13 protein-coding genes are annotated in these 13406 nt (G+C 70.5%); 10 read left to right on the top strand and 3 right to left on the bottom strand.

Annotated elements, in window-relative coordinates; translation table 11 throughout:
• Window positions 1–2: 2 nt before the first annotated feature.
• A complete protein-coding gene (locus BLT19_RS16770) occupies window positions 3–1463 on the bottom strand; it encodes an MFS transporter (RefSeq protein ID WP_091492685.1) in 1461 nt (486 codons plus the stop codon).
• An 84-nt stretch (window positions 1464–1547) separates the two neighbouring features.
• Between BLT19_RS16770 and BLT19_RS16765 the strand changes: the two genes are divergently transcribed.
• The 5 genes from BLT19_RS16765 (at window position 1548) to guaA (ending at window position 6437) form a co-directional block, all read left to right on the top strand.
• The gene (locus BLT19_RS16765) at window positions 1548–2183 is read left to right on the top strand and encodes a TetR/AcrR family transcriptional regulator (RefSeq protein WP_172825660.1); all 636 of its coding nucleotides are present in this window, start codon (window positions 1548–1550) and stop codon (window positions 2181–2183) included.
• A gap of 126 nt (window positions 2184–2309) precedes the next feature.
• Window positions 2310–3428 carry a GuaB3 family IMP dehydrogenase-related protein gene (locus BLT19_RS16760; protein ID WP_091492681.1) on the top strand — a complete coding sequence of 373 codons (1119 nt, stop codon included), beginning with the start codon at window positions 2310–2312 and terminating at the stop codon, window positions 3426–3428.
• Between the two features lie 80 nt (window positions 3429–3508).
• Window positions 3509–4297 (top strand): SURF1 family protein, encoded by a 789-nt coding sequence (locus BLT19_RS16755; protein ID WP_091494323.1) that lies wholly within the window; start codon window positions 3509–3511, stop codon window positions 4295–4297.
• Window positions 4298–4347: 50 nt separating this feature from the next.
• Window positions 4348–4857: a DUF3817 domain-containing protein gene (locus tag BLT19_RS16750; RefSeq protein WP_091492678.1), complete on the top strand. Its 510-nt coding sequence runs from the start codon at window positions 4348–4350 to the stop codon at window positions 4855–4857.
• Complete coding sequence (guaA, locus tag BLT19_RS16745) at window positions 4854–6437, top strand: glutamine-hydrolyzing GMP synthase (protein ID WP_091492675.1); 1584 nt, start codon at window positions 4854–4856, stop codon at window positions 6435–6437. The genes BLT19_RS16750 and guaA overlap by 4 nt, the downstream gene beginning before the upstream one ends.
• 108 nt (window positions 6438–6545) lie before the next feature.
• Here the strand turns inward: guaA and BLT19_RS16740 are convergent, their stop codons facing one another.
• On the bottom strand, window positions 6546–7646 hold the full coding sequence (locus BLT19_RS16740) for a linear amide C-N hydrolase (protein ID WP_091492671.1): 1101 nt from the start codon (window positions 7644–7646) through the stop codon (window positions 6546–6548).
• A 21-nt stretch (window positions 7647–7667) separates the two neighbouring features.
• Between BLT19_RS16740 and BLT19_RS16735 the strand changes: the two genes are divergently transcribed.
• The 5 genes from BLT19_RS16735 to BLT19_RS16715 all read left to right on the top strand — a co-directional run bounded on the left by BLT19_RS16735 (window position 7668) and on the right by BLT19_RS16715 (window position 12170).
• A complete protein-coding gene (locus tag BLT19_RS16735) occupies window positions 7668–8114 on the top strand; it encodes a nitroreductase family deazaflavin-dependent oxidoreductase (protein WP_091492669.1) in 447 nt (148 codons plus the stop codon).
• Entirely contained in the window at window positions 8111–9547 is a 1437-nt protein-coding gene (locus BLT19_RS16730) for a glycosyltransferase (RefSeq protein WP_091492666.1), read from the top strand. The genes BLT19_RS16735 and BLT19_RS16730 overlap by 4 nt, the downstream gene beginning before the upstream one ends.
• Before the next feature lie 119 nt (window positions 9548–9666).
• Entirely contained in the window at window positions 9667–10794 is a 1128-nt protein-coding gene (locus tag BLT19_RS16725; protein ID WP_157681889.1) for a ScyD/ScyE family protein, read from the top strand.
• Window positions 10795–10884: 90 nt separating this feature from the next.
• Window positions 10885–11529 carry a ClpP family protease gene (locus BLT19_RS16720; protein WP_091492661.1) on the top strand — a complete coding sequence of 215 codons (645 nt, stop codon included), beginning with the start codon at window positions 10885–10887 and terminating at the stop codon, window positions 11527–11529.
• Window positions 11526–12170, top strand: a complete 645-nt coding sequence (locus BLT19_RS16715) for a ClpP family protease (protein ID WP_091492658.1) — start codon at window positions 11526–11528, stop codon at window positions 12168–12170. The genes BLT19_RS16720 and BLT19_RS16715 overlap by 4 nt, the downstream gene beginning before the upstream one ends.
• Here BLT19_RS16715 and ligD read toward each other — a convergent pair.
• Window positions 12119–13339, bottom strand: coding sequence for a non-homologous end-joining DNA ligase (ligD, locus tag BLT19_RS16710; protein WP_407939836.1), 1221 nt, complete (start codon window positions 13337–13339; stop codon window positions 12119–12121). The genes BLT19_RS16715 and ligD overlap by 52 nt on opposite strands.
• Between the last annotated feature and the right edge of the window lie 67 nt (window positions 13340–13406).

Here is a 13406-nt window from a genome sequence, read left to right as displayed (position 1 = left end):
CGTCAGCTCGGCGAAGAGAGGGTGAGTTCGGGGGAGGATGCTGCGGCGGCGGGCTCAGCGGGGGCGAAACGCCCCGAACGACCCGACGGGAGCCAGAACGCCGCGATCATCCCGACCACCAGCACGGCGGCACCGACCAGGACGGCGGGGCGGGCGGCATCCACATACAGGTCCGGACGCAGTTCGCCCCCGGCGCTCACGAACACCGCCGTCATCACGGCCGTCCCCAGGGCGATGCCGATCTCGCGCACTGTGGAGTTCACGCCCGACGCCTTCGCGTGGTCGACCAGCCCCAGGGTCGCCAGCAGCGCCGTCGCCGAGGGAGCGAAGACCAGGCCCATGCCGACCCCCGCCATCACGAACGGGATCACGAGCTGCGCGTAGTCCAGGTCGGTCGACAGCAACAGCGCCAGCCAGCCCAGCGCGATGGCCTGCAGCCCGAGCCCCGTCACCATCAGCACGCGGGTGCCCACGCGCGGCGCGAAGATGCCCGCGAGCGGCGCGACGATCATCGGCGCCAGGGTCCAGGGGGTGGTCTGCACAGCTGCTTCCAGCGGCGACGAGCCCTGGACGACCTGCATGTACTGGATCAGGATGAACACCGCCCCGAACGTGCCGAAGCTGAACGCGAAGCCGACGACGTTGGTGACCGAGAACGATCGGTCCGAGAAGAGCCGCAGCGGCACGAGCGGCGACGTCGCGCGCACCTGCCACAGGACGAAGCCGACCAGCAGCACGACAGCGCCGACGATCTCCGCGATCACTCCGAGCGAGTCCCACCCGTCGTCGTTGCCCCGCACGATCGCGTGCACCAGGGCGAGCACGCCGAGTCCGGCCAGCAGCGCCCCGAAGACGTCGATCCGCGAGCGTGAGCCGAAGTCGTTGCGCAGCACGAAGTACGCGAGCGGGATCGCGATGAGGGCGACCGGCACGTTGATCCAGAAGATCGCCTGCCAGTTCCAGCCCTCCATGACGGCGCCGCCGACGAGCGGGCCGACCGCGACGCCGAGCCCCGAGATGCCGCCCCAGATGCCGATGGCCAGCGGCCGGCGTTGCGGAGCGACTCCGCCGGAGATCAACGCGAGCGAGAGCGGCAGCACTCCGGCGCCGCCGAAGCCCTGTAAAGCACGAGCGGCGATCAATTGCGCCGGGTCGGTGCTGAGGGCCGCCAGCACGGAGCCGACGCCGAAGATCGTGATCCCGATCAGGAACACCGTGCGGCGCCCGAACCGGTCGCCGAGGGCGGAGGCCACCAGGATCATGCTGGCGAACGCGAGCGTGTAGGCGTTCACGAACCATTGGAGCTCCTCGACCGTCGCCCCCAGCCGCTCGTGCAGCACCGGGAGCGCGTTGGTCATCACGAGGTTGTCGAGCGTCGCCATGAACATCGGGACGGATGCTGCGGCCACGACCAGCCCGAAGGCGCGGCGTCGCGGGGGTGCGAGCTGAAGGGTGTCGGTCATGAGGAGCGCCTCTCGAACGTGGTTGTAATCGGATGATTACTGCGACTCGAGCAACTGTAGTAATCGACTGATAACATGTCAACTGTGAGCGCGCAGAAGATCGACGAGGCTGGAACCGCCCCCGACCCGACCAGGCGGATGAGCTCCGACGAGCGACGGGAGCAGATCGTCGAGGCCGCGATCGCGGTCTTCGGCGCCAAGGGCTATGTCGGCACGACCACGGACGACGTCGCGCGCGCGGCATCCGTTTCCCAGCCCTACGTCGTCCGCCTCTTCGGGACGAAGGAGAACCTCTTCCTCGCGGCGCTCGACGATGCGCTGAAGCAGCTGCTCACGGCCTTCCGGACGGTGCCCGACGACACGGACCTGCACGATCGCGGCGAGGCGATGGGCGCCGCCTACCTCGGCCTGCTGCGGGTGCGGGGACTCCATCAGATCCTGTCGCACGCGTTCCTGCTCGGCGCCCACCCGGTCATCGGGCCGGTCGCGCGGGGCGGATTCGCGCAGGTGTGGCACTACCTGCGCGACGAGGCCGGCTTCTCGGCGGAGGAGGCGCAGAAGTTCCTCGCCGCGGGGATGCTCATCAACACGATGATCGGCCTGCGCCTGACCGACGAGTACGGCAAGGACGCCGGGATGACCGAGCTGTTCAACGAGTGCTTCCCGGTGAGCGTCCAGTACGTGCTCGACGAAGCGCCGCGCGTCGACGAGGCCTGGTAGCGCTCCCGGGACTGCTCCGCCGTCGCGAACCGCCCTTCGCGCTGCGCACCAGGGGCGGTCGGCGACAGGGGAGCAGTCCCCGTCCGCGTCGCTGAAGCGGCCCCGCGATAGGCTTGGTCCGTGAGCATGGAGATCGAGATCGGCCGCGCCAAGCGCGCTCGTCGCGCGTACACGTTCGACGACATCGCCGTCGTCCCGTCGCGCCGCACGCGCAATCCCGAGGATGTGTCGACGGCCTGGTCCATCGACGCGTTCCAGTTCGCGATCCCGGTGCTGGGGGCGCCGATGGACTCGGTCGTCAGCCCGACGACGGCGATCATGCTCGGCCAGCTCGGCGGCCTCGGCGTCCTCGACCTCGAAGGCCTGTGGACGCGCTACGACGACCCCGAGCCGCTGCTGGTCGAGATCGCATCGCTCGACGACGGCCGGGCGACCCAGCGCATGCAGGAGCTGTACGCCGAGCCGATCAAGCCCGAGCTCGTGCGCGACCGCCTCGCGCAGATCCGCGAAGGCGGCGTCACCGTCGCCGGCTCCCTCACCCCGCAGCGCACGCAGGAGCTCTACGAGACCGTGGTCGCCGCGGGGGTGGATCTGTTCGTCATCCGCGGAACGACCGTCTCGGCAGAGCACGTCTCGAGCGTCGACCAGCCGCTGAACCTCAAGAAGTTCATCTACGACCTCGACGTCCCGGTCGTGGTGGGCGGCGCGTCGACCTACACCGCGGCGCTGCACCTGATGCGCACCGGCGCCGCCGGCGTGCTCGTGGGCTTCGGCGGGGGAGCCGCGTCGACCACGCGCGCCACCCTCGGCATCCACGCGCCGATGGCCACGGCCGTCTCGGATGTCGCCGGGGCCCGCCGCGACTACCTCGACGAGTCGGGCGGACGCTACGTGCACGTGATCGCCGACGGTGGCGTGGGCACGTCCGGTGACATCGTCAAGGCGTTGGCGATGGGGGCGGATGCTGTGATGCTCGGCGTCGCCCTGGCTCGCGCCACGGACGCGCCGGGCCGCGGGTTCCACTGGGGTCCTGAGTCGCATCACCCCAAGCTTCCGCGCGGTCGCCGCGTGGCAGTCGACCAGGTGACCACCCTCGAGTCGGTGCTGTACGGCCCGGCTCCGGTCGCCGACGGCACGGCGAACCTCATCGGGGCGCTCCGCAAGTCGATGGCGACCACGGGATACTCCGACCTCAAGGAATTCCAGCGGGTCGACGTGGTGGTCGCTCCGTACAGCGCGGGATGACGTTCCCCGACCCTTCGGCGGGTGCTGGGACCGGGGCAGACGCGCCCGTCGAGGTGTTCCCGCCGACCCTCCGCGAAGTCATGCTGCGAGGCCGGTGGATCGCGATGCTCGCGCTCTGCCTCGTCGTCGCGGGTGTCTTCGCGTGGCTGGGGCAGTGGCAGCTCGGCCGCGCGATCGACACCGACCCGACGCCGCCGGGCGCGACCGAGGAGGTCCTGCCCCTGGCCGAGGTCGCCGCTCCCGGCGAGTACCTCTCCGAGCCCCTGGTCGGACAACGCGTCACGGTCACCGGGACCTGGGTCCCGGACGACTTCGTCATCGTCTCGTCTCGCTTCAACGACGGCGCCGCGGGGTACTGGGTCACCGGACAGCTGCGCATCGCGGGTGGCGACGCCGACGGCGCGCCCGCATCGATCGCGGTCGCGATCGGCTGGGCGGGCACGGAGCAGGAGGCGATCGAGGCGGCCGGGCAGCTCAACGAGACCGCATCGACCGCCGACACCGATGCCGCGCTGGCCATCACCGGTCGCCTGATCTCCGACGAAGGCCCCGTCCTTCCGCCGAAGGGCGCCGACCCCGAGACGCTGACCCGCATGTCGCCCGCTGCCCTGCTGTCGCGCTGGCACGATGTCGAAGGGCTGAACGTGTATCGCCCGTACCTGGCCTCCGAGGTCGCACAGGGACCGCTCACCGACATCGCATCGCCGGCCCCCGACGAGGGGTCCGGCGTCAACTGGCTCAACATCTTCTACGCGATCGAGTGGGCCGTCTTCGCCGGCTTCGCGTTCTACCTCTGGTACCGGCTGGCTCGTGACGCCTGGGAGAAGGAAGTGGAAGACCTGGAGGATGCCGCTGGCCAGGCATCCTGAGCCCGTCACCGCGCAACCGGCGCGCCGGATCGCGCGGGTAAACTGGGGCCATGCCCCGAGCCCCGAAACTCGCCTCGTTCCCGGCGATCCGCGGAGCCCTGCGGTTCTACCAGATCTGCTCGGTGATCACCGGCGTCGGCCTGCTGCTGCTGTGCGCGGAGATGGTCCTGAAGTACACGCCGCTGCACGTCGAGCTGTTCCTCGGCGGATCCGGCGGGTTCCTCTGGTTCGCGCCCGTCGTCGAGGGCGCGGAGGGACTGGTCTCCACCGGCGACGGGATCAACCTGTCGCTGGGCATCCTGATCGTGCACGGCTGGTTCTACGTCGTGTACCTGTTCAGCTGCTTCCGGGTGTGGAGCCTGATGCGCTGGAACTTCCTGCGCCTGGTGATGCTCGCCTCCGGCGGCGTCATCCCGTTCGTCTCCTTCATCATGGAGGCCATCGTCGCCCGCGACGTGAAGCGCTACCTCGCGGAGCGTGAGGCGGCCGAGGGTGCCGCCGGCGCGGCATCCGTCCCCTCCACCGCCCCCGTCCAGCCCGCTCCGGAAGGCACCCGTTGACCGCACAGACCGAGACCGATCAGCGCCCCGTCCTGGTCGTCGACTTCGGAGCGCAGTACGCCCAGCTGATCGCCCGTCGCGTGCGCGAAGCCGGCGTCTACAGCGAGATCGTGCCGCACACCGCCTCGGCCGCCGAGATCGCCGCGAAGAACCCGGTCGGCATCATCCTGTCCGGCGGTCCGTCCTCGGTGTACGAGGAAGGCGCGCCGGCGCTGGACGGCGGGGTCTTCGACCTCGGCGTGCCGACGCTGGGCATCTGCTACGGCTTCCAGGTGATGGCCCAGGCCCTCGGCGGCGAGGTCGCGAACACCGGCCTGCGCGAGTACGGGGCGACGGATGCTGCGGTCACCGGCGACGGCGGCGTGCTGCTCGGCGGTCAGCCGATCGACCAGAACGTGTGGATGAGCCACGGCGACCAGGTCTCACGGGCTCCTGAGGGATTCGACGTGCTGGCATCGACGTCGGCCACCCCGGTCGCCGCGTTCGGAAGCGACGAGCGGCGGATGTACGGCGTGCAGTGGCATCCGGAGGTCAAGCACTCCGACCACGGCCAGCGGGTCATCGAGAACTTCCTGCATAAGGCAGCTGGGCTGCCGGCGGACTGGAACAGCGGGAACGTCATCGCCGAGCAGGTCGCGCGCATCCGCGAGCAGGTCGGCAGCGGTCGCGTGATCTGCGGCCTGTCCGGCGGGGTGGACTCCGCGGTCGCCGCGGCGATCGTGCACGAGGCGGTCGGCGACCAGCTGGTGTGCATCTTCGTGGATCACGGTCTGCTGCGCAAGAACGAGCGCGAGCAGGTCGAGAACGACTACGTCGCATCGACGGGCGTGCGCCTGGTCACCATCGACGCCCGCGAGCAGTTCCTGAACGCACTGGCCGGAGTCAGCGACCCCGAGCAGAAGCGCAAGATCATCGGCCGCGAGTTCATCCGGTCCTTCGAGGCCGCCGAGAAGGCGCTGGTGGCCGAGGCGGCCGCCGACGGCGAGCCGATCCGGTTCCTCGTACAGGGCACGCTCTACCCCGACGTGGTCGAGTCGGGCGGCGGCACCGGCACCGCGAACATCAAGTCGCACCACAACGTCGGCGGCCTGCCCGAAGACCTGCAGTTCGAGCTCGTCGAGCCGCTGCGCACCCTCTTCAAGGACGAGGTGCGCGCGATCGGCCGCGAACTGGGGCTTCCCGAGGTGATCGTGGGCCGTCAGCCGTTTCCGGGCCCCGGCCTCGGCATCCGGATCGTGGGTGAGGTCACCGCTGACCGCCTCGAGATTCTGCAGGATGCCGACGCCATCGCCCGCGAGGAGCTGACGCGCGCCGGGCTGGACCAGGAGATCTGGCAGTGCCCCGTGGTGCTGCTGGCCGACGTGCGCTCGGTCGGCGTGCAGGGGGACGGCCGGACCTACGGGCATCCGATCGTCCTGCGCCCGGTGTCCTCAGAGGACGCGATGACCGCCGACTGGACGCGCCTGCCCTACGACGTGCTGGCGCGCATCTCCAACCGGATCACCAACGAGGTGCGCGAGGTGAACCGCGTGGTGCTCGATGTCACCTCGAAGCCTCCGGGGACCATCGAGTGGGAGTAGCGCTCAGCGCCGAGTGCACGCCTTCGCTGCGAGTGCACGGCATCGCCGCGGTGCGCAGGCCGTGCACTCGGCGCGAAGCCGTGCACTCGCGTCGCAGCAGAGCCCGCGTCACACGGTGATCAGCTGGAACTCGCCCGCAGCCAGGTCGACCTGACGCGGCGCGCCGCCGGTGAAATCCGTCGCGGCGAGATCGATCGCCACGGGCGTGGGATTCGCCTGCGTGCGCACGATGTAGCGGCCCGCGCTCAGGCTCGCGATGCTCGACCACTTCGTCTGGTCGTCCTGCTCGAGGCCGGTGCCGCCCACACCGCTCATCATCCCGATCGGGATGTCGAAGTTGTTCAGGGCGTGCAGGCTCAGGCTCTCCAGCGCCGGAGCGTCGGCGGGAGCCTGCAGCGTCATCACGTAGGCGGTCGCGCGCAGGAAACGCCCCGTGCTGCCCGAGTCGCCGGGAAGGCCGACGAACCCCTGGCCCTGTGACAGCGGCGCGAACTCGACGCCGTTGATCGTGACCGGTGCAGGGTTGGCGGCGCTCAGCCGCGGCATCCAGTTGCGCACGTTGTCGTAGTGCCAGTCGAGGTAGGGCGCGTTCGTCGCGACGCCCAGCGGATTCCCGCGGTGCTGCTGCGCGCCGTCCTCGAACTCGATCACCCCGGACGCACCGGTCGCATCGTGCAGCACGAGGTGCAGCGGCGGGACGCCGTTCAGGACCGGGTTGGATGCTCCCCACACCGTGATCTCGGAGAATGCGGCGAACACCTCTGCGACCGTCGCGCAGGTCGTCAGGGCGTAGACGACCGCATCGAGCACCTCCAGGTTGCGCGAGGCATCGGCATCGGGCTGTTCGTACGACGCGAACCCCGGCATGTAGAGCGCGCCGGCGTACAGCCCCTGCTCGTTCTGGCCGTCGGTGAGCAGCTGCGCGGCGCCCACGGCGTCCATCCCGACGACGCCGTACTGCGTCGTCCACGCGAGGCCGGTGCCGTCCGGTGCGGAGGAGTGCAGGTTCAGGCCGCGGGGCATGACGGTGAGCTTCGCGCCGAGCATGTCGGGGAACTCCATCGTGCGCGCGACGCACACGCTTCCGTCAACGGCCTTCAGCTGAAAACTCGTGCACACGCGTCTGCGCCCCCTCGTCGGTGAACCGGTCGATTCCGGCGTCAGGCTACACCGGGCGCGTGACGGGCGGGTTTCCTGTCGCCGCGGCATCCGGTCGGGCAGGATGAGGGGGTGAGATACGTGCGACCGTCTGGAATCGACGGGGTCTTCAACGGCGTGGTCGGCTGGCTGACCCGCATCGGCCTGCCGCTGGCGGGCAGCCGCGTGCTGTCGGTCCAGGGTCGCAAGAGCGGCGAGTGGCGCTCGACGCCGGTGAACCCGTTGCGCTTCGATGGCGTGCGCTATCTGGTCTCGCCGCGCGGGCATACCCAGTGGGTCCGCAACATCCGCGTCTCCGGTCGGGGGCGGCTGACCACCGGCCGCCGCACCGAGGAGATCAGCGCCATCGAGATCGGCGATGACGAGAAGCCGCCGATCCTGCGCGCCTACCTCAAGGCATGGGCGTGGGAGGTGGGGCGGTTCTTCGAGGACGTGGATGCCTCGTCCTCCGAGGAGCGCCTGCGCGAGATCGCCCCCGACTTCCCCGTCTTGCGCATCCAACCGGTGGCCGGCACGTGAGCGAGGGGGAGTTCCCCGATGCCGAGTACGTGATCGTCTCGAGTCGCCTCATCCCCGATCACGATGGCGGCTTCACGCTGGCCACCCTCGCCCGCGCGAGGCAGATGGCTGCCGCCGGCGTGCACGACGGTGCGGGTCCACTGCTGCTGACACTGGACCCCGGCATCCCGACCGATCACGCGCGGCACCGCGCGGCGTTCGCCGGTCGCGACCTGGTGGTGGATCCCGCGCGCATGCGAAACCTCTTCGACGAGGCCGCCGACTCGCGGGGCGGGGCAGCGGCATGGCTCCGGGCCGCGGCCGAAGCCGGTGCGCCCGATCCTGCGCTGGAATACCGGGTGATCGCGGATGCCGCGGACCGCCCGGTCGTCTCACTCCCGGTCATCGCCGGCGATCCGGACTGGCACGTCACCACGGCGCCCGTCGCGGTCCACGACGAGCACGGCCGCGTCATCGGTGTCGTCGGCGGGTTCGGGGCGCTGTACCGGGCGTGGCTGGAGCACGTCGTCGCGCAACTGCGGAGCAGGTCCGGTGCGGGTTCGACCGAAGCGGATGCTGCGGCACGCCCGGTCGTCGTGATCTGCGAGTCGCGTCAGCTCGGCGAGCTGCTGGCCGGGTGGGACGACCCCGATGTGCGCCTCGTCCACACGATCCACACGATTCATCTCGAACCGCCATTCACCCCCGATGCGACGGTCAACGCGCTGTGGTCGCGCTGGTTCACGCTCGCGGAGCGATTCGACGCGGTGCTCTGGCCGACGGCCGCGCAGCGGTCGGACGTGCAGGAGCGGTTCGGCGCATCGGACGTGCACGTCGTCGTCCCGAGTGCGGTCGCGCCCGTGGCATCCGTCGCCCCGCTCGCCGCCCGCGCCCCGCACCGCATCGTGATGCTCAACCGCCTCGCGCCCGGCAAGCGCATCGATCATGCCGTCCGCGCGCTCCAGAGGGTGCTTGCGTCCGTTCCCGACGCGACCCTGGACATCTACGGCGACGGGCCGGAGCGCGAAGCGCTTCATGCGCTCATCGACGAGCGAGGACTCGAGGCGCACGTCGCCCTGCGCGGGCTCACCGGGAATCCCGGCGGGGTGCTGGACGAGGCATCCGTCTTCCTGTCCACCTCCGCCTTCGAAGGGCAGGGGCTCTCGTTGGCCGAGGCCCTTGTGCACGGCTGCCCCGTGGTCGCGTACGACGTGCGCTACGGACCGGCCGACATGCTCGCGGAGGGCGGAGGCATCCTCGTGCCCGACGGGAACATCGACGCCCTGGCCGCTGCGCTCGTGCACCTCCTGACCGACATCGAACTGCGGGCGCGCCTGACCGCCGAGGCGGTGGCCGCCGCGCGCGCGGTGCATCCCGATGCCACGATGGCCGCGCTCGCGCAGGCCGTCGACGACGTGCTCGGCCGGCCGTCACGGCGCACCCCGCCTCGCTGAGGGTGTCGCGCCCGCGTTCGCTGCCTCGTCACGATCCCTCTTGCGTACGATTTGCCTGTCCACGACACTGTTCGCGGGGGCGGAACACATTTCAACGACGAGATGTCTGGGGTTTCACCATGGGTACACCGAACACACGCAGGAGTCCGCGCCGGATCGTGACACTGGTCACCGCCGCAGCGGCGGCGATCGTCCTCGTCTCGGCAGGCGCATCCGCCGCCTCCGCTGACGGGCAGCAGCCGTGGACCGTCGCCAGCGGACTGGACAATCCACGCCAGGTCTCCATCGGCGCCGGAGGAACCGTCTACGTGGCCGAGGCGGGAACCGGCGGCGACGGGCCGTGCGTGCCGAACCCCGAGGATCCGACCGCGACCGAATGCCTCGGCGCCACCGGCGCCGTCACCGAGATCCGTCGCGGATCCCAGACCCGCGTCGTCACCGGCCTTCCCTCGCTGGCCGGCCCGGACGGTTCCGGCGCGACCGGACCGGCTGCGGTGAGCGTGCGGGGCAACACCATCGCGGTCCTGATGGGCCTCGGCGGCAACCTCGACAAGCGTGCTCAACTCGGGCCGGACGGCGCCACGATGGGCACGATCCTCACCGGGCGCATCGGTCAGCCCCTGAGCGTCGCCGTCGATGTGACGGCATACGAAGAGGCCAACAACCCCGACGGCGCGCAGGTCGACTCCAACCCGAGCGGCTTCACTGATGTGAACAGCAAGCGGTGGGCCGTAGCGGATGCCGGGGCCAACGCCATCCTCACGCTCGGTGGCAACCTGCCCGACGCCACGATCGCCGTGCTGCCGCCGGCTTCGGGTGTCCCGCCGTGGGGCGGCGACCCGATCCCGGCCGAGGCGGTCCCGACGAATGTGGTGACCGGACCGGACGGCGCGTACTACGTGTCGCAGCTCGTCGGCTTCCCCTTCCCGCTGGGCGAATCGCGCATCTGGCGGGTCGTTCCCGGTCAGGCGCCGACGGTCTACGCGTCCGGCCTGAGCAACGTGACGAGCCTCGCATGGCAGGGGCAGACGCTGTACGCCGTGCAGTTCAGCGACAGCAGCTTCCTGAGCGACGGCCCGCCGATCGGCTCGCTGCGCCAGATCGTGCCGGGCGCCAGCGAGCACCCCGCGGTGCTGGCCGGCCTGTTCGCCCCGTACGGCGTGGCGATCTCCGGCAAGACCGCGTACATCAGCACGGGGTCGGTCCTGCCCGGCGGCGGCGAGGTGCAGGCGCTGAACCTGCGCTGAGCGGGGAGCGGAGAGCCGCGCGGCTGACAGCGGATCGGCCGGCGGCAGAGCAGCGGGACAGGACGGATGCCGGCTGTGCAGGCTGTTCGCATGGCTGAAGACGGAAAGATCCCGCAGTTCGGAGCCGAGGCACGGCGCGAACTGCTCCACCAGCGCGTCCTCGTGCTCGACGGACCGCTCGACGACGACAACGGCACGATGATCGCGACGCAGCTGCTCGCGCTGGCCGCCGAGGACGAGGCATCCGACATCGCCCTGTGGATCCATTCACCCGGCGGCTCGGTGCCCTCGATGCTCGCGATCCGCGACGTCATGCGGCTGATCCCGAACGACGTCGCGACCCTCGCGCTGGGGCTCGCGTGCAGCGCAGGGCAGTTCCTGCTGTCCGCGGGGACGAAGGGGAAGCGCCGGGCGCTCCCGCATGCGCGGATCCTGATGCATCAGGGTTCCTCCGGCATCGGCGGCTCGACCGTCGAAGTCGAGGTGCAGGCCGGCGACCTGCGGCACATGCGCGATACGGTGCTCGGACTGATCGCTTCCGATACGGGCCAACCCGTGGAGCGCATCTTCGAAGATTCGCTGCACGACCGCTGGTACACCGCGGCCGAGGCGCAGGCATACGGCTTCATCGACGGGATCGTCACCGACTTCGCGCAGGTGGTGCCGCGGCGACGGCGGCCGGCCGGGCTCGGACTCGGCCAGCCCGCTGGGGACCGTGCGGGGGTGGCGGCATGAGCGGCTACACGATCCCGAACGTCGTGTCGCAGCATCCGCGCGGGGATCGCATCATGGACGTCTACTCGCACCTGCTCGCCGAGCGCGTCGTCTACCTCGGCACCGGCATCGACGCCGGGGTCGCCAATGCCCTGATCGCACAGCTGCTGCACCTGGATGCCGACAGCCACGACCGCGACATCCAGCTCTACATCAACTGCGAGGGCGGCGATCCGTCAGCGATGCTCGCGATCTACGACACGATGCAGCACATCCGCCCGGACATCGCCACGACGTGCGTGGGCCAGGCGATCGGCGTCGGTGCGGTGATGCTCGCCGCCGGCGCGCCCGGCAAGCGCGCGGTGCTGCCGCACGCCCGGGTCGTGCTGCACCAGCCGGCGGGCCAGGGGAGAGGCACGATCCCGGACCTCATCCTGCAGGCCGATGAGCTGGTGCGCGTGCGCGGCGAGGTCGAGGAGGTGCTCGCGACGCACACGGGGCAGGATGCCGCGAAGCTGCGCGCCGACACCGACCGCGATCGCGTGTTCACCGCTGACGAGGCGGTCGCCTACGGCCTGGCGGACCGGGTGCTCGTCCGAGCGCTGACGACTCAGCGCTCGGACGGCCCCCCGGGCCAGGACTTGCCCGCCCACGGGTCGTAGTCGGCCAGCAGCTCGCCCTGCTCCGGCCTGGACGCCTCAGGGACGTGCTGCAGGTTGATCCGGACGCGGTACCAGAGCGAGCTCGACCCGCGCATCCCGTCGATGAGGACATCGGCCGGATGCAGCTGCGCAGCCACCTCCGGATTCGCGGATCGCCACTGCTCGAGCAGTTCGGTCGCCTCGGGCTTGGTCTTGGTCCGGGCGATCTCGATGAGCGGCATCGTCGAGGCGCGCCTGCCCGATCCGTCCGACCCGCGCGGCGGCTTCTCGGCTGGTCCGAGCTCCTTCGCCAGTGCCAGCAGGCCGTCCAGCGTGCCGACGGCGTCGTCGATGCCGGCGTGCGGATCCCCGAGTTCGGCGAACCGCGCAGGCACGGTGAGCGCGGTGAACTCCTCGGGCCGGCGCTCGCGCACCTCGTCCCAGTCCAGCGGTGTCGAGACGCGTGCATCGGGCAGCGGGCGGATCGAATACGCCGATGCCACGGTGCGATCCTTCGCGTTCTGATTGAAGTCCACGAAGACGCTCTCGCCGCGCTCCTCTTTCCACCACCGGGCGGTCGCCAGCCCGGGCGCCCGGTTCTCAACCTCGCGCGCGAGGGTCTCCGCCGCCAGGCGCACGTCACGGAAATCCCACTCCGGCGCGATGCGCACCAGAATGTGCAGACCGCGCGACCCGCTGGTCTTCGGCCAGCCGACCAACCCGACGTCATCGAGCACCTCACGCGCAACGAACGCCACATCGACGATCTGCGACCAGTCCACGCCCGGCATCGGATCCAGGTCGATACGCAGCTCGTCGGGATGATCGAGGTCTTCGGCGCGAACGGGGTGGGGGTTCAGGTCGAGGCAGCCCAGGTTCACGACCCACGCCAGGCCAGCGGCATCCCGGATCACCGCCTCCTCTGCCGAGGTGCCTCTCGCGTAGTGCAGGGTCGCGGTGTCGATGTAGTCGGGGTGGTTCTCGGGGACCCGCTTCTGGAAGAACGCCTCCTGATCGATGCCCTTCACGAAGCGCTTGAGCACCATCGGGCGGCCGGCCGCGCCCCGCAGCGCGCCCGGCGCGACGGACAGGTAGTAGTTCACGACGTCGAGCTTGGTGAGCCCGGCGTCTGGGAAGACCACCTTGTCCGGGCTCGAGACGCGCACCTCGACGCCGTCGACGTCGATCATCAGCTCTTTGCGGGCGGGGCTCACCCGGTTCACGCTACCCAGGAGCGGATGCCGCGACCAGGCCTTG

Origin of the sequence: Microbacterium pygmaeum (genome assembly GCF_900100885.1) — a bacterium.
Lineage (GTDB): Bacteria > Actinomycetota > Actinomycetes > Actinomycetales > Microbacteriaceae > Microbacterium > Microbacterium pygmaeum.
This window is presented reverse-complemented; position numbering and strand designations above follow the sequence as displayed.